The organism is Azonexus sp. IMCC34839 (genome assembly GCF_047047955.1).
Lineage (GTDB): Bacteria > Pseudomonadota > Gammaproteobacteria > Burkholderiales > Rhodocyclaceae > Azonexus.
In genome coordinates, this window is sequence record NZ_CP150631.1 from 196,527 (window position 1) to 217,460 (window position 20,934).

The window sequence follows — 20,934 nt, forward strand, 5'->3', positions numbered from 1 at the left end:
AGTGCGCAAACTATGCCTGATAGATTTGGTATTGTCATGTGGCGCTCAAGCGGGCAGAGTGGCTGGCTAGGCCATGTTGCCGATTCGATGCCGCATCTGGCGGATGCTGTCCTGACCATGAAAAAAGGCTGCCGGACTTGCATTCGGCAGCCTTTGGGACAGAGAGAGCAGTGATCAGGAGCCGATTAGGCCGCCGCCATTTTTGGTGATGACGACAGTCGCCGAGCGCGGGCGAGCGTTACCGCCATCCGGCCAGTGGCTCTCGAACGAAGCGGTCGTGTTGCTGGCGACGTCAGCGAGGGCGGTGTTTTCACCTGGGTGCTGGATATTGACGAAAATGGTCTGGCCATCCGGCGTTTCGGTGATTCCGGTGATCTCGCAGCCCTTGGGGCCGACCAGGAAACGGCGCAGGGTGTCCGTGGTCGCTTTCTTACCGGCGATGGTGGCCACCGTCTGGTTGGCGTTGCCATTGGCCGGAACGGCGGTGTTGGTGATGGTCGTCGCTGCGCCATCGCCCATCGTGCCAGGCAGTGCAGCCAGCATCATGCAATTGGTGACGTCGGTGTAGGCGCCGTCATCGGTCTGCAGCCACATCAGTCCGGGAACGGCTCGGCTGAACCACAGGCCGTCCGGGCTGGAGAAGTCGTTATCGGCCGTGAGCGACGAAACGTTGATATTGGTCGCATCGGCACCGGCCTCGGCACCGAACAGGTAGATGTCCCACTGGAAGGTGGTGGCCGAGTGATCCTTGGCGGATTCGCGGATGCGAATGATATGGCCGTTGACGTTGCCGGTCTGGGTGGCGGCACCCTTCAGATCGGAGTAGTAGCGCGGGTTGGCCGCATCCAGGCCGCGGCTCTTGCCGCCAGTGGTGGTGCCGGTCTTGCCGCGGTCGGAGTTGTTGGTCAACGTGATGTAGATGTCGCCGGTGCTCGGGTTGACGCCGGTCCATTCCGGACGGTCCATCGGCGTCGCGCCGACCGCATCGGCGGCGAGGCGGCAGTTGATCAGCACGTCGGCCTGGTTGGCGAAGGCATAGGTGGCGTAACCGGAGATGGTCGGGTTGGCGATGTTCAGTTCGACCCAGCTGCCGCTACCGTCGCTGTTGAACTTGGCGACGTAGAACTTGCCGTCGTCCAGGTACTTGTTGCCGGCGGCTAGACCGCCGCCGACATCGGCGCTGCTCCAGTTGGCGGTCGATACGTATTTGTAGATGTACTCGCCACGCGAGTCGTCGCCCATGTAGAAGACGACCGGCTTGCCGGCAACGGCCGGGGCAGGCATCGCGCCTTCGTGGCCAAAGCGGCCGAGGGCGGTGCGCTTGCGCGGAATGGAGGCAGGGGCGAACGGGTCGATTTCAACGACCCAGCCGAAGGTGTTGGCGGCGTAGCGGTAATCGGCCGTGGCATCGGCACCGGTCAGGTTGATGTTCCAGCGGTCGTAAAGGCCGGTGCCGCTAGTGTCGCCGCCGGTCGGATTGGCCCAGCCGTAGCTGCCGTTGCTGCTGGAACTGCCGATATAGCGGTTCTGCGCCGTTGCCATCTTGGCGCTCAGGCCGCCGGAGGCCGGGCGCTTGAAGTAACCGGCCCAGTTTTCTTCGCAGGTCAGATAGGTGCCCCAGGGGGTGATGCCCATGGCGCAGTTGTTAAGCGTGCCGCGGGTCTTCTGGCCAGCATTGGAATAGGAAGTGACCATCAGCGTATCGCCGCGGGCCGGACCATAGATGTCCATGTCGCTGGCGGCGGTGAGGCGGCGGTTATAGGTCGAGGCAGTGTTGACCGAGAAGGTGCCGCCCGCTTTGCTGATTTCAATGACCGAAACGCCGTGCGCATTGACTTCCTTGTCGATCTGCGCGGCGACACGAGCGGCGGTGGAAAAGCCTACACCGGCCTCGGCAGCGGTGTGCAGGAACTGCTGGTTGATGTTCTCGTGGTTCATGCACACGATGCCGCGGCTCGAATTGTTCAAATCCATGCCGCTGCCACCCGAGGCCATGCCGAAGTAGGCCATGCCGTCGTGATGATCGCCAGCGCGGAAATCGAAGCTGGCAGCGGTGTCGGTGCCGTCGTTGACGTAGGCTGGCGTGGCGCCGTTGATCGGGTCGCCGGTACGGTAAAGAATGCTGGCGGTGTAGCCGGTCGGGACGCTGAGCACATCGTTCAGGCTCTTGGCGACGGCGGTGAAGCCGAGGGAGAAACCTTTGGCCGTGGTGGCCGTCTTGCTGGAATCGCTAACGCAAGCGCTCAGTCCCATGCTCATGAAACCACCGGCGACCATGCCAGCGCCGCCTTTCAGCAGGCCACGGCGGCTCAGGCGAATATCGATGATCTCATGGATGGTCGGGTTGCCGGAGTCGTTCTTGCTGATGTCGTCTTGGCCGTTCGGCGAATCCGGGTGATTCTTTGTCATATGATGGGACATGCTGATTCTCGCGTTGGAAAATGATAGGAAGGGGTTGGGGTGCTGCAAGAGGCGGCATGATGACGAATCAGTGTTACGTGATCTTTACCGGAACGTTAAGCTCGTGCCCGCAGAAGCCTGTATCCATCGGTATTCCCCAGCTTCGACACCGGGTTCGGTGAACAGGCGCAGGCTGCTGTCGAGCTGCTGACGGAGCGATCCGTTCAGCTTGAGGCGCAGGTTCGGGGATGGCTTGCCGCTCGGTGTCAGGCCGAACTGTCCGGACAGTTCGATTGTTCCTGGCTTGCCGCCACGAATGTCGGCGCTGAGTCCTTGCACCGGATGCCAGCGCCAGTCGGCGGAATAGTCGCCGAGAGGGTCGGTCGGCAGCAGGGCGCTGCCGGCACCGAGCCACGCCACTTTGCCCTCCGCGCTGCCGGCGAGGGGAGCAAGCTGGAGGTGCTCGATGACAATGCAGCCTTGCCAGCGCTGCGATGGCAGGACAGAGGCCGCCGGTAGCAGGAGGGTTTCGGCCGGTACAACGAATCCCTGGCCGACAAGGTTCAACGCCAGATCCAGTCGCATTTGCCCGCCGCCAAGTCCGATGGTCAGCCAATGCTTGATATCCGGCAGCAGGCGCCAGTGGAGATTGCCCAGGGCATGCCATTCGCTCTCCCGGTTGGCCCGCAGGTATAAGCGGCCATTGCCCGACCACCAACGCCCCGAGGTTTCGCTCAGCATGACCCGATCCTCCCAGGTATTCGGGAACAGGCTCACCAGAAAGCGGGCCGGCAAACTGGCCAGCAGGGTCAGTGCGGCAACCAGCAGTGTGAGCCCTCGGATGCGGCGCTGCCGGCCTTGGGATGGCGCCTTCATTGGGCGAGACCGGCCAGGCGATAGCGGGCTTCGATCTCGATGGACTCGCCGTTGCGGCGCAACTGGCAGGAAACCGGGCGCAGCGCGCTTTCTTGCTGCATCGCGGCCGTCCACCGCAGCCATCCGGAAAACTCGGCTTGTCCCTTGATCAGCAGTTCGCCCTCAGCGTTCCACTGGCCGCTCAGGCCCTTGCCGAGTTCGCCCAGTCGCCGGTCGACGTTGCGGCGAGCGGCATTGGCGTCGATGGCAGGGCGGGCTGCCTCGCTCAATTGCTGCCAGTCTTTGACCAGGGCGCGCATTTGTTCGAGGCTGGTGGCCAGCCGAGGGAGTTGGCGCGCTGCCTGGGCGCGGGCTTGTTCGAGCGACCACAAGGCTTGTCCGGCCAGGGCGATGGCGGCGACCAGGGCGAGAAGGGTCAGGGCTTTGCGGTCGCGTCCGTTCATGCCCTGCCAGCTCGCCTTCAGGCCGGTCAGACGGTGGGCAAAGCGGGGCGGGATCATAGGCGGCCTCCGTCGGTAAAGAGCAGGGTGGTTTTCGTGCCTTGTCCGTTCGCCGCCTGGCTGTCGGTGGTCAGGCGGATGCTTTGAGCGTCGGCGATGGCGTGCAAGCGCGCCAGCTCGTCGCCCGATAGCTCAGCCAGCACACGCAGCCGGCCGTCGGTGTAATCGATGTTGTCGATGGCAAGCCCGCCATCTTTCAGGTCGGCCAGCGGAGCGAGCAGGCGGATCATGTCGTCGCCGGCCAACTGGCCGTGAGCATGGCGGCTATCGTCGACCAATCGTCGCAGTTGCCGTGGCGGATCGACCAGCGTCGCCTTGGGAGCGACCTGGTGGAACAGTCCGGCGATTTCCTGGCGCAGGTTGTGCCCTTGCCAGGCCAGCCAGCCCCATTGCGCCAGCATCAGCGCGACGATGGTCGCGGCGAATGCGGCGGCCAGGCGCAATCCTGGAAACAGGGGTGCCAGCTCCCACGCCCGCTTGCTTTTGGGCTGGCGAGGTCCGTAGAGGAAACCGCCTCCCGCCGGCAGGGCGGGGCAGCTTGCGCTGTGCGCCACGAGGCGTCTGGCGGTGCTCAGCGCATCGATGGTGTGCGTGGCGGCCAGCGAAAGTTGCCGGTCGAAGCGGACGCAGGCCAGCGCCTGTGCGTCACCTTGCAGTGCATCGAGCATCGCGGCCAGCTGCGCGTCGATGGGTAGCGAAACGATGTGGCCGTTGCCGAGCGCCAGGGTCAGTTCGTCTCCGATCAGCCAGGCCTCGTCCGCCGGCAACACCTGGCCGAGCGGCCAGACCGCGCGTACGGCGAGTCCGAGCGCTGGCAGGATGGCGAGCAGGCTATCCAGGCGTTGGGCGCTGACGACGCCGATGGATCGTTCGTGCTCGTCGTCGCCGGGGGCGATGGCGAATAGCAGATGCTCGGTTTCTTCGAGCAGGGCATCTTCCAGTGCGCTGGCGGCGATTTCCGGGGTGGCCTGCTTTTTCGGCAGGCGGCAGCGTTGGTGACTGACTTGCCGTCCGGCCAGCAAGACGACGCAGGCGGTCGGGTCGGTCGATGTGCCGGGGGCCGGAATCGGCCAATGCGTTGGTTCGCTGCAGCCGCGCTGGACGACGCGGCCGGCTTCGTCGATCAGCAGCCAGGGCGATTCGCGGCGCGCGTGCGGCCAGTCGGAGGGAAGGATCAGGATGAGCGTGGGAGTCATTGCAGGCTTAACCAAAGAAGACGTGTTTTGCTGCCGTCGCCGTAGCGTTGGATGAGGCTTTCGGCGACGCTGCGCGAGCGCTCGCCGGAGACTTCGACGCGAACGATGAAATGCCGGCTGGCGACCGAGACCGGCAGTGACGGGCTGGGCAGGGCGTCGTTACCAGCGCGTCGGCGGTAATCGCTGACATCGCGGAAGGGCACGGCTTGCCGGCTGGCCGCCAGCGTGCGGGCCAGGCCCGTGTCGAGTCCGGGCTGGATGGCGGCCAGCACCTCGGGCGGGGCGGTGTTCAGGTTGATGCCGGGGTGGCCGGGCAGGACGCTGACGAAGGCCTGCAGGCGGTCGATGATGTCCGGCGTATAGCCGCGGATGCGGTGCAGGTTGGCCAGGTGGTCGAGCGGCCTGCCCGGCGCGCCGCCGGGCAGGCCGGCGGCGAGATAGGCGTTGGCTTCGGCGCCGGCGGCGCGCGGGCTGTCGTCGGCGTCGAGCCAGTCGGCCAGTGGATCGGCCAGATCGGGCGAGAGGCCCAGCGACGAGAGCAGCCGACGGTAGGCTTCGAGCGCGCTTTCGTCGATGCTGCCGTCGTCGCGGCGCAGGTCGTTGAGGTTGAGGCGGCCCTGGGCGTCTTCGATCTGCCCGGCCAATTCCATATCGTCCTGGCGCAGGGGCGGCAGGCGGCGGGCCCAGTCTTCGTCGAGCGAGTCGGCGGCACTGCTGCGCGCATCGGTACTCAGCACGGCGCGGGCGAAATCGATGCCGGCCAGCGCCAGTTGACGGCCCTGCGTCTTGTCGCGACCGATTTCGACGCGCTTGATCCAGTGGTCCATCCGGCCGAGCAAAAAGGCCGCCCCGGCGGTGGCCAGGGCGACGATCAGCATGGCGCTGACCACCGCCGCGCCCGACTGCTGCGGTGCACGGCCGGAAAACGGCAAAAACCGCGGGCGATCAGTCGGCCGTCGGGACATCGAAGATTCTTTCGAGACTGCCGCCTTCGCGCAATTGCAGGCGCAAGCGCAGGGCGCACGGCAGCCGGCGCGGGTCGCCGGCGGGCGGCCAGTCGTTGAGCCAGCGATTGTTGCGGTCGAGGTAGGCGAATTCGACGGCATCGACGCCGTCGAGCAAGAGATGGCTACGGCTGGCTGCCGCTGCATCGTGGCTCGGCCAGGTCAGCAGTTCGAGCCGGCCATCCTGCCAGCGGTAGGCGACGCGTTGCATATCGCTGCCGGCTTTGGCGCTGCGGGTCAGCGTCAGTTGCGGCTGGCCGTCGGCGGTGCGCGCCGTGCCCTGCCAGGCCGGCAGGCGACGGCCGGCGGCATCGCGGCCGGCGACCGGCATCGCCTGGCGGGCATCGTTGCCGACGCGCTCGATGGCCAGGGCGATCTCCTGCCAGCGCCCGGCCTCGCCGCTGACCCGGCCGCTGACCCGGTTCAGGCCGTCCAGGCTGCGCCAGCCGATGGTGCCGATCAAGGCCAGCAGCGTCAGCGCAACCAGGATTTCGATCAGGGTGAAGCCGCCTTGGCGCATCATGGCTTGGCCAGATAGGCGATCTGGCGAACCAGCGGGGTGTCGGACCGATTGGCCGGGCTGACTTCGAATTCGACCCGGCGGAATTGTTGTTGCATGACGGGGGCTATCCTGGCTTGCCAGACGAAGCGCTGGCCGCCCATCTCGGCTTCGCCCTGGCGCTGGCCAAGGGCCGGCCACTCGCGGCTGGCGCGCCACAGCGCCAGGTGGTTGTCGGCCACCCACAGCGCCAACTGGCGTTCGCGCAGCGCCATCGCACCATCGCTGCCTGCGATGCCGGCGCGGGTCGCGGCGGCCAGGCCAAAGGCCAGGATGGACAGGGCGACCAGGATTTCGAGCAGGGTGAAACCGCCGTCCCGCTTCACGGCAGTTCTTCCTGCACGATGCGCCCGTTCGGTAGCCCGGTGATCCGCCAGCGGCGGTGTGCGGCGCTCAGTTCCAGGGCGAACAGCGGCGCGGCGCCGGCAAAGACGATGCGGCTGTGGATCGGCCGGGAATGGCCATCGATTTCCAGGGCGCTCAGGCTCAGCCCTTCGGCCAACGGTTGCGCGGCTTCACCGGTCGAGCGCCAACGGCCGTCGCGCTGACTGAGCAGGCGACTGCCCTCGGCGGTGATTTCCCAGGCCCACGGGCGAGCCTCGGCTTCGGCGCGCAGCGCCGCTTCTTCCAGTTGTCGTTGCCAGGACAGCACGCTGCTGCGCTGGGCCGCCTCCCTGGGGTCGGGCAGGGTCAGCACGACGCTGGTTGCCAGCACGCCGAGCACGACCAGGGCGACCAGGATTTCGACCAGCGTGAAGCCGGCCTGCCGGCGCTCAGAGCGACCAGTTGCCGATATCGGCATCGTTGCCCTCGCCACCGGCGGCGCTGTCGGCGCCAAAGCTGAAGATGTCGATTTCGCCATGCAGGCCGGGGTTCAGATACTGGTAGGGCTGGCCCCACGGGTCGAGCGGCAGGCGCTCGATGTAGCCGCCGGCCTTCCAGCCGTCGGGAATCGGCGCCTGTTGCGGCTTGCTCACCAGGGCTTGCAGACCCTGATCGCCGGTCGGGTAGCGCCGGTTGTCCAGGCGATAGAGTTTCAGGGCCTGCAGCAGGCTGCCGATATCCTGCTTGGCGGCGACGATGCGCGCTTCGTCGGGCCGGCTCATGACCTTGGGCACGACCAGGGCGGCGAGGATGCCGAGAATGACGATGACGACCATGACTTCGATCAGGGTGAAACCGGCGTGGCGTTTGGCGAGGTTGGGCATGGCTAGCGAATGAGTTGGTTGATTTCGATGATGGGTTGCAGGATGGCCAGGACGATGACCAGCACGACGGCGCCCATGCCCAGGATGAGCAAGGGTTCGAGCAGGCTCATGGCGAGCGACAGGCGGTTGCCGACCTCGTCCGCCTGCTGTTGCGCCGCCTTGTCGAGCATGGCGTCGAGGCGGCCGGAAGACTCGCCGCTGGCGATCATGTGCACGAGCAGGGGCGGAAAGCGCCCGGCCTTGGCCAGGGCCTTGTGCAGCGCGGCGCCCTCGCGGACGTCGACGGTGGCTTGTTCGACGGCATCGCGCAGCGGAACGAGCCAGACCACGGCGCCGCCGGCCTGCAGAGCGGTGAGCAGCGGCACACCGCTGCCGGCCAGAATGGCCAGGGTTTGTGCCAGGCGGGCACTGTCCATGGCGGTCAGCAGGCGGCCGACCACCGGCAGGCGCATCAAGCGTTTGTGCGCGGCTCGGCGGAAGCCGATTTCCCGCAGCGCCCGGCGCAGGCTCCAGACGACGCCAAAACCAAGACAGGCGAGCAGCGGCCAGGACCAATGCAGGAAATCGCTCAAGGCGATCAGGCCGCGGGTGAGCAGCGGCAGGCTCTGCTTGCCGCTCTGAAAGACGGAAACGACCTGCGGCACGACATAGACCATCAGCGCCATTACCACGGCGCTGGCAACGAAGACGACGAGCAGCGGATAGACCACGGCCTGGATCAGCTTCTGGCGCAGCGCGCCGCGGCTTTCCAGGTGGTCGGCCAGGCGGGCCAGAACGCGGTCGAGCTGGCCGCTTTGCTCGCCGGCGGCGACCAGCGCGCAATAGAGCGAATCGAAACTGCGCGGATAGGCAGCCAGCGCCCGATGCAGCGGATGGCCGGCCTGCAGTTCTGCGCGGATAGCCGAGAGCAGCGCGCGCGTCGTCTCCTCCTCGCTCTGCTCGACCAGCGCGGCGAGGGCGCGTTCGACCGGAATGCCGGCGTCGAGCAGGGTCGACCACTGGCGGGTCAGCAACATCAGCGCGGTGGCTGAAAGGCGCGGCGTCCGTCCGGCAAAAACGCGATCGGCCTGGGCGTGCAGGCTGGCCACGTCGAGCGCGAACAAGCCCTGCGCGCGCAGGGCGCTGCGCGCCTGGCGGCTGCTGTCGGCATCGAGCACGCCCTGGATTTCACGACCTTCGAGGTCGACGGCGCGGTAGCGGAAGGCGGTCATGGCAGCTTCCGATCAGTCGCGCGTCACGCGCAGCAGCTCTTCGAGCGAGGTTTCGCCGCTTTCCAGCCAGCGCAGGCCGTCCTCGCGCAAGAGGCGCAATTGGCGGCTGCCGCGCTCGGGCCGGCGGGCTTCGTCGCGCAGCGCGTTGTCGTTGCCGCTGTGGTGGATCAGCTGGCGGATCGTGTCATCCACTTCGAGCAGCTCGTAGATGCCGAGCCGGCCGAGATAGCCGGTATGGGCGCAATGCGGGCAGCCGACGGCCTGCCATAGCGGCATGGTTTTTGGCAAAAAAGCCTCGTCCACCGCAGCTGTGTGCGGCGTCTTGCAATGCGGGCACAGCCGGCGCACCAGGCGCTGGGCGACGACGCCGAGCAGGCTGGAAGAGAGCAGGAAAGGCTCGATGCCCATGTCGGCCAGCCGGGTCACGGCGCTGACCGCGTCGTTGGTGTGCAGCGTGGCCAGTACCAGGTGGCCGGTCAGGCTGGCCTGGACGGCGATCTGCGCCGTTTCGGCATCGCGGATTTCGCCGATCATGACCACGTCCGGGTCCTGGCGCAGGATGGCGCGCAGGGCCTTGGCGAAGTCGAGATCGATGCGCGGATTGACCTGGATCTGGCCGATGCCGGCCAGGTCGTACTCGACCGGGTCCTCGACCGTCATGATGTTCTGCTGCCGGGCGTCGAGGCGGGAGAGCGCGGCGTACAGGGTGGTCGTCTTGCCCGAGCCGGTCGGCCCGGTGACGAGCAGGATGCCGTGCGGCTGGCGGATCAGCGTATCGACGCGGGCGAGCGTGTCGTCGGCCATGCCCAGCTTGCTCAGGTCGAGGCGGGTCGGGTCCTTGTCGAGCAGGCGCAGGACGACGCGTTCGCCGTGGCTGGCCGGCAGCGTGGAGACGCGCACATCCATGCCCCGGCCGGCAATGCGCACGGTGATGCGGCCATCCTGCGGCAGGCGCTTCTCGGCGATGTCCAGCCCGGCCATGATCTTGATGCGCGACACCATGGCCGCATGCAGCGCGCGGTTCGGCGACACCACGTCGTGCAGCACGCCGTCGAGGCGAAAGCGCACGACCGATTGCCGCTCGTAGGGCTCGATGTGGATGTCGGAAGCGTTCTCGCGCGCCGCCTGGGTGAGCAGGGCATTGATCATGCGAATGATCGGCGCGTCGTGCTGGCTGTCGAGCAGGTCTTCGACCGGTGGCAGTTCCTCGACCAGTCGGGCAATGTCGAGGTCCTGGCCGATATCGCTGGCCACTTCGGCCGCCGTCTGGTCGCTGTGGGCATACAGCGCGGCCAGGCGTTGCTCGAATTCGGCGGCCGGCAGCGGCTGCGGGCGCGCCGCCCGATTGAAGCGGCGCTGGATTTCGCCGAGCGCGGCCAGCGGCAGTGCGCCTTCCCGGTAGCAGACCGGTAGCGGATCGCCGTCTTCGGCAATCAGCACGCCCTGGCTGCGGGCGAAGGCATAGGGGAGTCGCGCCGGCATGTTCATGGCTTGGCCGAACGCTCCTCGAGGCGCGGCACGGCGTTGTCGCCCCAGGCGTTGGACGGGATCACCTGTTCCTGGCGCTTCTGCTCGTTGAGCAAGAGGCTGTAGCGGTCGTCGGTGATGCCCTGGTAATCGAGGCCGTCGCGGATGATGCGCGGGCGCAGGAAGACCATCAGGTTGGTCTTCTTGCGCGAGCGGTTCTGGTAGCGGAACAGGTTGCGGATGAAGGGCAGGTCGCCGAGCACCGGCACCTTTTCCTCGTCGACGCTGAGGTCGTCCTTGATCAGGCCGCCGAGCACGATGGTGGCGCCGTCGTCGACCAGCACGCTGGATTCGAGCGAGCGCTTGTTGGTGGTTGGGCCGGCCGTGCTGCTTTCCGTGCCGCTCTGCACCGAGGAGACTTCCTGGTAGATCTGCACGCGGACGACGCCGCCTTCGGTGATCTGCGGGCGAACCTTCAGGGTCAGGCCGACGTCGCGCCGCTCGTAGGTCTGGAAGGGCGTCGTCGCGTTGGTGTTGCTGGTCGAGTAGGAGCCGGTGACGAAGGGCAGGTTCTGACCGATGACGATCTTCGCCTCTTCGTTGTCCAGCGTCATGATGTTCGGCGTGGACAGGATATTGCCGTGCGCTTCGGTCTCCAGCATGCGGGCCAGCACATTGAGGCTGTTGCCGCTGGCCAGACCGAGGTTGAGGCCGACGCCAGCCTTGCTGATGTTGGAAGAGAGCGACAGGATGTTCTGCGTGGCGTTGCCGAAATTGGTGCCGCCGACGGTCGAACCCTTGCCCACGGCCTGCCACTGGAAGCCGAATTCGGCGGCCTTCTCGGCCGACAGCTCGACGATCAGAGCCTCGATATGCACCTGGGCGCGGCGCCGGTCGAGCATGGCGATGACGTTCTGCAGGTTGTTGAAGACGCTGTCGGGCGCGGTCACGATCAGCGCGTTGCTGGCCACGTCGGCCTGGATCATGCTGCCGGGCATCAGGGCGCTGGAGCCCGGATTGCCGACGCTGGTCGGCGTGGCAACAGCGGCCGGTGTCGTGGCGCCGAGGCTGGTCGCGCCGCTGCCGCCTGCTCCGCCGGAAAGCGGTGCCGTGGCGCTCAGCGCATTGCCGCCGCCGTTGGCCCCGGTGTCGCTGCCCAGGATGGCGCGCAGGGTTTGCGCCACCTTGGCCGCTTCCGCGTTTTTCAGATAAACGACGTGGATGTTGCCGAAGCCAGATTCCGGCTTGTCCATGCCGGCGATCAGCGTGCCGGCGCGGGCCAGCAGGCCGGCATTGTCTGAGCGCAGGATGACGCGGTTGGCGCGCGGGTCGGCCGTGACGATCAGGTTGTTGCCACCCTGGGCCGCCGGGAAGAGCTTTTGCAGGCTGGCCGCGACATCGACGGCCGAGGCATGGCGCAGCGGCACGATCTGCGGATCGTCGCCGTGCGGCACGTCGATCGAGGCGATGATGCGCTCGATGCGCTGCAGGTTGTCGGCGGCATCAGTGACGACCAGCGTGTTGCTGGCCGGGTTGGCGGTGATCGACTGGTTGGGGCCGACCAGCGGCTTCAGCGCATTGGCCAGCTGGGCAGCCGTTTCGTAACGCAGGTGAAACACCTGGGTCATGATCTGGTCGCCGCCGCCGACCTTGCCCTGGCGGCGCAGCGGGCCGGCCTGCTGGCGGGCATCAGCTTCGGGCAGGATCTTGGTGGCGTTGCCCGATTCGACCACGGCGAAGCCCTGCAGGCGCAGTGCCGAAACCAGCACTTCGTAAGCCAGCTCGCGCGAAACCGGCTTGCCGGAAACGATGTTGATGTTGCCCTTGACCCGCGGGTCGATGACGAAATTACGCCCGGTGACCTCACCGAGCGCCTTGACCGCCGACTGGATGTCGGCGCCGACGAAATTCAGCGTCATTTCTTCGCTGGCGGCGATAGCTGCGGTGCACAGGCTGAAAGTGGCAAAAAACAACAGGGAACGGAGGAGCGAAGACATGGCGGATCAATCCTTCTCGACCGGCGTTTCGGTCGGCTGCAGGCTTTGCGGACGGGGCAGGGCAAGACGGGCGCCGGAGGAAAGCTCGACGCCGTCGCGGTCGATGGCGCGAACGCTGAGCGCGCCGGCCAGGGTGTCGCCAACGGAGACCACGCGCGGCAAGGGCTCGCCGTCCTGGCGGATGATTGCGCGCGATTGGCTGGCCTTGTCGGCAGCCAGCAGGCCGATCAGCAACATGTCGCCAATCCGTTCGTTGGTGCCACCGGCAGCCTGGCTGGTGCCCCCCATCAATCGGCGGCTGGCCAGGCGTTCGGCGATGGCGCTGGGCGATTCGCTGACCAGTCGATACGGCGCAGCCCGTGGGCTGGAAAAGCCCCAAAGCAGCGTGGCGACGATCCACACGCCGACGGCGGTGACAAAAAGCATGAACAGCCGGCCGATCAATTCGGACAGCTTCAATTTGGGGAGGGCAAGCACAGTCAGGCTCTCTTGTAATAATCGGAGACTCGTCGGCCGCCGACATTCGGCTGACCTGAGCCTGAAGAATTTAAAGAGACTTTGTTACGAGAGCGTGACGTTGTGCCCATGTTCCCGCTTTTGCGGGAAGGAGGTGGGTCTGAACCGCATTACGGTGCAATGGCGGTATGTCGTACGAGGGCTCACCTCGAAACGCTTAATCGCACCTTCCGGCGAACACCCAGAAACGCAGCAATGCTGCCGCACAAATTGCACACAGCCCGGAGAACACGAAGGCCAGCCAGCTGGCCGCACCTTGCCACAGGGCGCCGAAAAGCAGCGAAGCCGGCAGCAGCATGATGCCGGCGGTCAGGTTGAACCAGCCAAAGGCGGCACCACGGCGGTCGGCCGGGGCCAGGTCGGCGACCAGCGCCTTTTCGACACCCTCGGTGGCGGCGAGGAAGAGGCCGTAGAAGGCGAACAGGGCGTAGAGCCAGACGCCTGCGGTGGACAGGCCCGCAAGGGCAAAATACGACAGGGCGTAGGCGAGGTAGCCGCCGAGCAGCAGGCGCTGGCGGCCGAAGCGGTCTGAGAGCGCCGACAGCGGCGTCGAGAACAGCGCGGCGACCAGCGACACCGCGCCCCAGAGCAGCGGGATCTGCGCTTCACTCATGCCCAGCTCGCGGGCGCGCAGCAGCAGAAACATGTTGGACGAATTGCCCAGTGTGAATAGCGCCACCACCACCAGATAACGGCGCAGGTGCGGTGGCAACTGGCCGATTTGCCAGTCGAACGGGGCGTGGGCGGCATGCGGCGCAGCGGGCGGCTCGCGCAGGGCGAGGGCCAGCGCCAGGCAGAGCAGGGCGGGAATCAGCGACCAGACGAACAGATCGCGCAGCGGCACGCCATAGGCCAGCAGCAGCGCGGCGAGCGCCGGGCCGATGACGGCGCCTAGGTTGTCCATGGCGCGGTGCAGGCCGAAGGCGAGGCCGCGATGTTCGGCCGGCACGCTGGCGGCGAGCAGCGCATCGCGCGGCGAGGAACGCAGGCCCTTGCCGATGCGGTCGGCGATGCGGATGGCGAGCACGCCCGGCCAGGCGGTGACCAAGGCGATCAGCGGCCGGGCAAAGCCGGCCAGCGCGTAGCCGAAGACGATCCATGGTTTGCTGCGTCGGGTGCGATCCACCACCACGCCGGAGAAGAGCTTGAGCAGGCTGGCGACCGCTTCGGCGACGCCTTCGATCAGCCCCAGGGCGCGCGGCCCGGCCATCAACACCGAGGCGAGATAGAGCGGGATCAGCGGGTAGAGCATGTCGCTCGCCGCGTCGTTGATCAGGCTGATCAGGCCGATCAGCCAGACGGTGCGGGGCAGGGCCTTGAGCGTGGCGAACATGCCCGGCCCCAGGTTTGGTTAGCCCTGATGCTGGCGCAGCATGTCGAGCGCCACCGCCTCGGCCACCTTGATGCCATCGACCCCCGCCGACAGGATACCGCCGGCGTAGCCCGCGCCTTCGCCGGCCGGGTAGAGGCCGCGCGTGTTCAGGCTCTGGAAGTCGTCGCCGCGCTTGATGCGGATGGGCGACGAGGTGCGCGTCTCGACGCCGGTGAGCACCGCATCGGCCATGGCGAAGCCCTTGATCTGCTTGTCGAAGGCGGGGATCGCCTCGCGCAGCGCTTCGATGACGTAAGGCGGCACGCATTGCGCCAGATCGGTCATGCGCACGCCCGGCTGGTACGAGGGCTCGACGCTGCCCAGCGCGGTGGACGGGCGGCCGGCGAGGAAATCGCCGATCTTCTGCGCCGGCGCTTCGTAATTGCTGCCGCCGGCGACGAAGGCGGCGGATTCCCATTGGCGCTGGAAATCCATGCCGATCAGCGGGTTCTTCTTGAAGTCGCCGGGGAAGTCTTCCGGGCGAATCTCGACCACCAGCGCCGAATTGGCGTTGCGCTCGGCACGCGAATACTGGCTCATGCCGTTGGTCACCACGCGGCCCGGTTCCGAGGTGGCGGCGACCACCTGGCCGCCGGGGCACATGCAGAAGCTGTAGGCGGCGCGGCCGTTCTTGCAGTGATGCACCAGCTTGTAGTCGGCCGCCCCGAGAATCTCGTTACCGGCGTTCGGGCCGAAGCGGGCGTGGTCGATCAGCTTTTGCGGGTGCTCGACGCGGAAGCCGATGGCGAAGGGCTTGGCCTCGATATAGACGCCGCAATCGTGCAGCATCTGGAAGGTGTCACGTGCGCTGTGGCCGATGGCCAGCACCACATGGCGGCTCAGCAGGCGTTCGCCGCCGGCCAACTCCACGCCAACGACCTGGCCATCTTCGCGCAGCAGCTTGTCGACCTTGGCCTCGAAGCGGATTTCGCCGCCCAGCGCGACGATGTTCTGGCGGATGTTCTCGACCATCTTGACCAGCCGGAAGGTGCCGACGTGCGGCTTGCTGACGTAGATGATCTCTTCCGGCGCGCCGGCCTTGACGAACTCCTCCAGCACCTTGCGGCCGTAGAAATTGGGGTCCTTGATCTGGCTGTACAGCTTGCCGTCCGAGAACGTGCCCGCGCCGCCTTCGCCGAACTGCACGTTCGACTCCGGGTTCAGCGTGTTCTTGCGCCACAGGCCCCAGGTGTCCTTGGTGCGCTCGCGCACGATCTTGCCGCGCTCCAGAACGATGGGGCGAAAACCCATCTGCGCCAGCACCAGCGCCGCCATGAAACCGCAAGGCCCCATGCCGATGACGATGGGGCGCTCCGTGAGATCGGCCGGCGCTTGCGCCACGTATTTGTAGGCCATGTCCGGCGTTGCGCTGACATTGCGGTCGCCGGCCAGCCGCTTGAATACCGCCGCCTCGTCGCGCAGCGTGCAATCCACCGTGTAGATCAGCGAAATGGCCGATTTCTTCCGTGCATCGTAGCCGCGGCGGAAGAGGGAAAACTCGATCAGATCGCCATCGGCGATGCCCAGCCGCTGGCAGATGGCCGGACGCAGGGCGTCAGCGGCGTGATCAAGGGGGAGTTTCAGTTCGGTCAGTCTCAACATGGGGCTTGCTCGTTCATGGCCGCTGCCAGAACCGCCGGCGGCGGTCGGGCGTTGCTCGGAAGGGGCGGCGCAGGGCGAATTATACGGGTTGAGGCGGCCGGGGCCGAATGCTGCGGTGCACGGCCGATTTTGGGCAAAAACCAATATTTGTCGGGCGTCGGAACCTGGGCGAAAAATAAATGTTCCAAGCAGGGAATAAACCGAAAGCGGGTCTCGTTAACGCAGATGTGGGCACGATGCTCCAACCCTGACGAGGAGAAAACCATGAAAAACCTGAAAACGACCTCTTCCCTGATCTTTTGTGCGGCGCTGCTCGCCGCCTGTGCCGGCCAGGGCATGCGGGCCAGCGCACCGGCCACGGTGGCCGATGGCGTGCTGGTCGGCAGCAACGGCATGTCGCTCTACACCTTTGACAAGGATGCCGCCGGCAGCGGCAAGAGCGTGTGCAACGGCCCATGCGCCACCAACTGGCCGCCGCTCTTCGCCAACGACGGCGATGCCGCCAGCGGCGACTATTCCGTCGTGACGCGCGACGACGGCAAGAAACAATGGGCCTTCAAGGGCAAGCCGCTCTATTACTGGATCAAGGACCAGAAGCCCGGCGACCGCAGCGGCGACGGTTTCAACAACGTCTGGCGTCTCGCCAAGCCCTGATCGCCGATGGACAGCCGCGCCCTGCTCGACGAACTGCCGCGCCTGCGCCGCTACGCGCGGGCGCTGGTCGGCGAGCGCGCGGCGGCCGACGATCTGGTGCAGGACACGCTCGAACGCGCCTGGGCCAAGGCCCACCAGTGGCGCGCCGGGAGCAGCCTGCGCAACTGGCTGTTCGCCATCATGCATTCGGTGCGCGTCGATCAGTGGCGGCGCGGCGAACTGCCGATGGCGGCGTTCGACGAGCAGAGCATGGATACGCCAACCCGCGCCACGCAGGAAGATGGCCTGGCGCTGAACGACTTGGCCACCGCCTTGGGCGCCTTGCCCGAAGAGCAGCGCTCGGTGCTGCTGCTGGTCGGCCTGGAGGAAATGAGCTATGCCGAGGTCGCGGCAACCCTGGCCATCCCCATCGGTACCGTCATGTCCCGCCTGGCGCGCGGGCGCGAGCGTTTGCGTCAGTTGCTGGCCGAGCCGGACGCGCCAACCCGCTTGAGAGTCGTACGATGAGTCACCAACCGATCCGCGAAAACGATCTGCACGCCTGGCTCGATGGCGAATTGCCTCCGGCCGAAAAGGGCGAAGTCGAGGCCCGGCTGGTGGAAAACCCCGAGCAGGCCGAAACGGCCGCGGCCTATCGGCGACAGAAACAAGTCCTGCATCAAACCTTCGATTCCGTGCTCGACGAGCCGTTGCCGGAAGCCTTGCGAGCGCTGGCCGAGCCGCCGAAGGTCATTCGCCCCAATTTCGTACAAGGCCTGCTGGCGGGCGGCAATTGGCAGCGCATCGCCGCCGGCATCCTGCTCCTGCTGGGCGGTGGCGTCGCCGGTTGGCTCGGGCACGGCCAGTACCAGTCGCAGATGCTCGCCGCGCAACCGGTCCCCTTGTACCGCCAGGCCGCCATCGCCCACGCCGTGTTCAGCCCCGATGTGCGCCGACCGGTCGAGATCGGCGCCGACCACGAAGAGCAACTCGTCGCCTGGCTGTCCAAACGTCTCGGCACCCCGGTCCGCCCGCCAAAGCTGACTGCCCAAGGCTTCGATCTGGTCGGTGGCCGCCTGCTACCCGGCAACAGCGGCCCGATTGCGCAGTTCATGTACCAGGATGCCAGCGGCCAGCGCCTGACCCTCTTGGTCAGCACCGAAAACGCCAGCAACCGCGACACCGCCTTCCGCTTCGCCCGCGAAGGCTCGCTGAACGTTTTTTACTGGATCGACGGAAAATTCGGCTATGCCATTTCAGCGGCCATCAGTCGTGAAGCGTTGGGCAGGATTGCAACAGCGGTCTACGAGCAGTTGTAATTAACGACAACCTTGAGCCAGCCGGGAACAGCGGTATCGGGTTTCGCCTATTGCTCCCTGTTAGCTTCCTGCAACTGCCTCGAAGCACGACACCCGGTTGCGACCGCGCGATTTGGCGAGGTACATGGCCTGGTCGGCCTGGCGTTGAATTTCCTGCATCGATTGGTCGTGGTACTGGTTCCTCGCTACGCCGAGGCTGGCAGTGATCTTGAGCGGCTGACCGCCGATGTCGGGCATTAGCTTCTCGATTTCTCGGCGTAGGCTTTCGGCCACCTGGAGGCCGGCGGTCTGATCGGTGTTGGGCAGGAAAATCGAGAATTCCTCGCCACCGATGCGGCCAATCAGGTCGCTGGAGCGCAGGTTTTCCCGCAGGGCACTGGCCACCGCCTTGAGGACGTGGTCGCCGGCAGCGTGGCCGTGGGTGTCGTTGATCCGCTTGAAGTGGTCGAGGTCCACAAAAAGCACCGTGTAGGGCGTGCTATTGCGTTGGGCCAGCTGGATCAGGTGGTCGCAGCGTGCGTAGTAGGCGCGGGCATTGAGTAAGCCGGTCAGCGCATCGTGCATCGCGGTATAGCGCAACTTTTCGTTGGAGTCGCGCATGCGCACGAAGAAGGAGATTGAACGGTCGGCGTAGAAGTGGAAGAAGACGGCCAGGTAGATGATGCCGACAAGCAAGGTTGCCATCGCATTGCTGGAGTAGGGCGCGGAAATGTGGCCGTTGCCCAAGGCCAGCCCGGCGACCGTGATGACGGTGATGGCCGCTCCGGCCCGCTGCCCGAGCAGGATGTACACGCCGGGTACATTGACCAGGAACCAGAGCACCCGCAGTTCGTCCTGCGGCACGAAGATCAGTGCCGAAGTGTATTCGAGCATGCACAGCGCTTCGTAAGTCCAGGCGATGGGCAGGAAACGCTTCTTGTGCCCCCGCAACAGCAGCCAAAGCACGGTGGCCAGACTGATGAAAACCGTCATCGAAAGGACGTGCCAGCCGGCAATCGGATTGACCTGCGAGTGCTCGCCAAGCACGAAGAGGGCAGTGCAAACGGCGCCCGAGAGCATGATGATGGCCAGGAAACGGAATTTGAACTCTTCGAGTTCCTCGCTCTCGCGGAACTTGACCGTGCCAAAGACCAGACGTTCGATCTTGCTCATTGCCGTACTGTATTTTTCAAGCGATAACCCGTTCAATATAGGATTTCCCCTTGCGGTGTTCTATGAGCAGTTTGTTAAGTGAGGGATTGGGCAGCGCTACATGGCTATTCAGGTTAGATAGCGCCATGGGTGGACGGAAAGCCGCCTTTTTTCGCCCCGTGGGCAGGAGGATCTCGATGCAGTCTCTTTTTGCGTTACGGCCAGCCGATGGGGCTTAAGGCCTGAAATGGCCGGACGGCGCGTGCAGGTGATCGCCATTGGTGTGGCCCAGACCATCGCCTGGGCATCGTCGACCTATCTGCCGGCGGCGGTTGCCCAGCCATTGGCGGCCAGCCTCGGGCTGGCGCCGAGTTCGGTGTTCGCCGCTTTTTCCGGGGCGCTCGGCGTGATGGCGCTGCTTGGGCCGGCCATCGGCCGGCGCATCGATCGCCATGGCGGGCGCGGTGTGCTGTGCACCTCTAACTTGATTCTCGCGGCCGGCCTGGTCTGGCTGGCGGCCAGTGCTTCGCTGTGGAGCATGGTGGCGGCCTGGTTGCTGATCGGCGTCGGTATGGCTTGCGGCTTGTACGACGCGGCTTTCGCTGCGCTGGTGCGCGAGCATGGCTTGGCGGCGCGGGCGCCGATTACCGGCGTGACCTTGCTCGGCGGTTTCGCCAGCACAGTCGGCTGGCCGCTGACTTCGTGGCTGGTCGCCGCCTGGGATTGGCGGGTGGCTTGCCTGGCCTGGGCGGCAGTGCATCTGGCCGTGGCCTTGCCGCTGAATTTACGCTTCTTCAAGACCTTGCCGGCAGCCTTGGCGAGCGACAAGGCGGAAGCGCCGGCGGTAGCCGCAAGCCCGGCCGAGGCGCGGCGCAATTTCTGGCTGCTGGCCTTGTTCGGGGCGGCCACGGCTTTCGTCACTTCGGCCCTGGCGGCCCATCTGCCCTTGCTGCTGGTTGCTTGCGGCATTGCGCCGGCGGCGGCCATTGCGGCGGCGGCCTTGTTCGGCCCGGCGCAGGTGTTAGCGCGGCTGACGGAGTTCTGGGCGGCGAGCCGGGGACGGACCGAACCGCTGACCACGGCGCGCTGGGCCACGGCACTGCATCCGGGCGGTGCCGGCCTGATGCTGGCGTTCGCCGGTTCTCCTATGTTGGCGGCGGTGTTCGTGGTGTTGCACGGGGCGGGCAACGGGCTGATCACCATCGCCAAGGGCGTGCTGCCGCTCGCCTTGTTCGGTGCCCAGGGCTACGGCGTGCTGCAGGGCAAGCTGGCGGTGTTGCAGCGGACGATGCAGGCAGCGGCGCCGCTCGCTTTCGCCCTCGTGCTGGAGCGCGGCGGGGCGTCGGCCGGCTTGGCGCTGACGCTGGCGGTATCGCTGCTGGGCTGGGGCGCCTTGATGTTGATCCAGCGGCCGAATTAGTCCGGGCTGGGTAGCTGGACTGAACGGTTAGCGCAGCGGGCGCTTGTCGGCTTGCAGCAGCGCCAGTTCGAATTCATCCGCCGACAGTCGCTGCACGCCTGCGGGAGCCGGTTTGAGCGGCTGCTCGGACGTTTCGTCGTAGTCCAGGCTCATCATGCGGGGAACGCTGTTTGTCGAGTTGGCCTGGGCTTGCGCCTGCGCCTGCACCGCCAGGAAGCGTTGCCGGGCCTCTTCGGCGCGTTGCTCGCGCCATTCCTTATCCCGGCGTTGCTGCTCGCGCCGACGCTCGCCCTGGACGGTGAAGCGGTAGGTCACTTCGCCGACCATGAGCAGCAGCCAGAGCCCGACCAGCGCCAGGATGATCTGGTCGATGGGCTTCTCCAGCACCGAATACAAGGCCGCCAGCGTAATGAGGCTGCGCCAGATCAGTAGCAGGCCAAAATTCTTGCGGTTCAGCGGGATGTCGTTGCTCATGGATAATCGCGAAACAATGTTACGTCGATTATACGTTTTGTCAGCGATT

General features: G+C 66.1%; 21 protein-coding genes. 4 read left to right on the forward strand and 17 right to left on the reverse strand.

From position 1 onward, the window contains the following. Positions 1 to 174 precede the first annotated feature (174 nt). From WIF35_RS00990 to WIF35_RS01060, 15 genes are all read right to left on the reverse strand, one after another. Positions 175 to 2,421, reverse strand: coding sequence for a PhoX family protein (locus tag WIF35_RS00990; protein ID WP_412479701.1), 2,247 nt, complete (start codon positions 2,419 to 2,421; stop codon positions 175 to 177). Positions 2,422 to 2,505: 84 nt separating this feature from the next. Beyond that, on the reverse strand, positions 2,506 to 3,276 hold the full coding sequence (locus WIF35_RS00995) for a hypothetical protein (protein ID WP_412479702.1): 771 nt from the start codon (positions 3,274 to 3,276) through the stop codon (positions 2,506 to 2,508). After that, entirely contained in the window at positions 3,273 to 3,776 is a 504-nt protein-coding gene (gene gspM, locus WIF35_RS01000; RefSeq protein WP_412479703.1) for a type II secretion system protein GspM, read from the reverse strand. The genes WIF35_RS00995 and gspM overlap by 4 nt, the downstream gene beginning before the upstream one ends. Continuing rightward, entirely contained in the window at positions 3,773 to 4,972 is a 1,200-nt protein-coding gene (gene gspL / locus WIF35_RS01005) for a type II secretion system protein GspL (protein ID WP_412479704.1), read from the reverse strand. Before gspL ends, gspM begins: the two co-directional genes overlap by 4 nt. After that, the gene (gspK, locus tag WIF35_RS01010) at positions 4,969 to 5,937 is read right to left on the reverse strand and encodes a type II secretion system minor pseudopilin GspK (protein WP_412479705.1); all 969 of its coding nucleotides are present in this window, start codon (positions 5,935 to 5,937) and stop codon (positions 4,969 to 4,971) included. Before gspK ends, gspL begins: the two co-directional genes overlap by 4 nt. Then, the gene (gene gspJ, locus WIF35_RS01015; RefSeq protein WP_412479706.1) at positions 5,918 to 6,499 is read right to left on the reverse strand and encodes a type II secretion system minor pseudopilin GspJ; all 582 of its coding nucleotides are present in this window, start codon (positions 6,497 to 6,499) and stop codon (positions 5,918 to 5,920) included. Before gspJ ends, gspK begins: the two co-directional genes overlap by 20 nt. Beyond that, positions 6,496 to 6,861 carry a type II secretion system minor pseudopilin GspI gene (gene gspI / locus WIF35_RS01020; protein WP_412479707.1) on the reverse strand — a complete coding sequence of 122 codons (366 nt, stop codon included), beginning with the start codon at positions 6,859 to 6,861 and terminating at the stop codon, positions 6,496 to 6,498. The genes gspJ and gspI overlap by 4 nt, the downstream gene beginning before the upstream one ends. Then, a complete protein-coding gene (locus tag WIF35_RS01025) occupies positions 6,858 to 7,337 on the reverse strand; it encodes a prepilin-type N-terminal cleavage/methylation domain-containing protein (RefSeq protein ID WP_412479708.1) in 480 nt (159 codons plus the stop codon). Before WIF35_RS01025 ends, gspI begins: the two co-directional genes overlap by 4 nt. Beyond that, on the reverse strand, positions 7,309 to 7,743 hold the full coding sequence (gspG, locus tag WIF35_RS01030; RefSeq protein ID WP_412479709.1) for a type II secretion system major pseudopilin GspG: 435 nt from the start codon (positions 7,741 to 7,743) through the stop codon (positions 7,309 to 7,311). The genes WIF35_RS01025 and gspG overlap by 29 nt, the downstream gene beginning before the upstream one ends. A gap of 2 nt (positions 7,744 to 7,745) precedes the next feature. Next, the gene (gene gspF / locus WIF35_RS01035; protein WP_412479710.1) at positions 7,746 to 8,954 is read right to left on the reverse strand and encodes a type II secretion system inner membrane protein GspF; all 1,209 of its coding nucleotides are present in this window, start codon (positions 8,952 to 8,954) and stop codon (positions 7,746 to 7,748) included. Between the two features lie 12 nt (positions 8,955 to 8,966). Continuing rightward, on the reverse strand, positions 8,967 to 10,442 hold the full coding sequence (gene gspE / locus WIF35_RS01040) for a type II secretion system ATPase GspE (RefSeq protein WP_412479711.1): 1,476 nt from the start codon (positions 10,440 to 10,442) through the stop codon (positions 8,967 to 8,969). Further along, the gene (gspD, locus tag WIF35_RS01045; protein WP_412479712.1) at positions 10,439 to 12,418 is read right to left on the reverse strand and encodes a type II secretion system secretin GspD; all 1,980 of its coding nucleotides are present in this window, start codon (positions 12,416 to 12,418) and stop codon (positions 10,439 to 10,441) included. Before gspD ends, gspE begins: the two co-directional genes overlap by 4 nt. 6 nt (positions 12,419 to 12,424) lie before the next feature. Continuing rightward, entirely contained in the window at positions 12,425 to 12,895 is a 471-nt protein-coding gene (locus tag WIF35_RS01050) for a type II secretion system protein N (protein WP_412479713.1), read from the reverse strand. Positions 12,896 to 13,091: 196 nt separating this feature from the next. Next, positions 13,092 to 14,267, reverse strand: coding sequence for an MFS transporter (locus tag WIF35_RS01055; protein WP_412479714.1), 1,176 nt, complete (start codon positions 14,265 to 14,267; stop codon positions 13,092 to 13,094). Between the two features lie 18 nt (positions 14,268 to 14,285). Continuing rightward, a complete protein-coding gene (locus WIF35_RS01060; protein WP_412479715.1) occupies positions 14,286 to 15,908 on the reverse strand; it encodes an NAD(P)/FAD-dependent oxidoreductase in 1,623 nt (540 codons plus the stop codon). A gap of 264 nt (positions 15,909 to 16,172) precedes the next feature. Between WIF35_RS01060 and WIF35_RS01065 the strand changes: the two genes are divergently transcribed. From WIF35_RS01065 to WIF35_RS01075, 3 genes are read left to right on the forward strand one after another with little or no spacing between them, the layout of a single operon-like run. Continuing rightward, positions 16,173 to 16,562, forward strand: a complete 390-nt coding sequence (locus WIF35_RS01065) for a hypothetical protein (protein WP_412479716.1) — start codon at positions 16,173 to 16,175, stop codon at positions 16,560 to 16,562. Positions 16,563 to 16,568: 6 nt separating this feature from the next. Continuing rightward, positions 16,569 to 17,069 (forward strand): sigma-70 family RNA polymerase sigma factor, encoded by a 501-nt coding sequence (locus WIF35_RS01070; protein ID WP_412479717.1) that lies wholly within the window; start codon positions 16,569 to 16,571, stop codon positions 17,067 to 17,069. Next, complete coding sequence (locus tag WIF35_RS01075; RefSeq protein WP_412479718.1) at positions 17,066 to 17,860, forward strand: anti-sigma factor family protein; 795 nt, start codon at positions 17,066 to 17,068, stop codon at positions 17,858 to 17,860. Before WIF35_RS01070 ends, WIF35_RS01075 begins: the two co-directional genes overlap by 4 nt. Before the next feature lie 60 nt (positions 17,861 to 17,920). On the opposite strand, the gene WIF35_RS01080 is transcribed toward WIF35_RS01075, so the two are convergent. Beyond that, positions 17,921 to 19,012: a GGDEF domain-containing protein gene (locus tag WIF35_RS01080; RefSeq protein WP_412479719.1), complete on the reverse strand. Its 1,092-nt coding sequence runs from the start codon at positions 19,010 to 19,012 to the stop codon at positions 17,921 to 17,923. Between the two features lie 226 nt (positions 19,013 to 19,238). On the opposite strand from WIF35_RS01080, the gene WIF35_RS01085 reads away from it, so the two are divergent. Continuing rightward, positions 19,239 to 20,411 (forward strand): MFS transporter, encoded by a 1,173-nt coding sequence (locus tag WIF35_RS01085; protein ID WP_412479720.1) that lies wholly within the window; start codon positions 19,239 to 19,241, stop codon positions 20,409 to 20,411. A 27-nt stretch (positions 20,412 to 20,438) separates the two neighbouring features. On the opposite strand, the gene WIF35_RS01090 is transcribed toward WIF35_RS01085, so the two are convergent. After that, positions 20,439 to 20,885 (reverse strand): hypothetical protein, encoded by a 447-nt coding sequence (locus WIF35_RS01090; RefSeq protein ID WP_412479721.1) that lies wholly within the window; start codon positions 20,883 to 20,885, stop codon positions 20,439 to 20,441. Between the last annotated feature and the right edge of the window lie 49 nt (positions 20,886 to 20,934).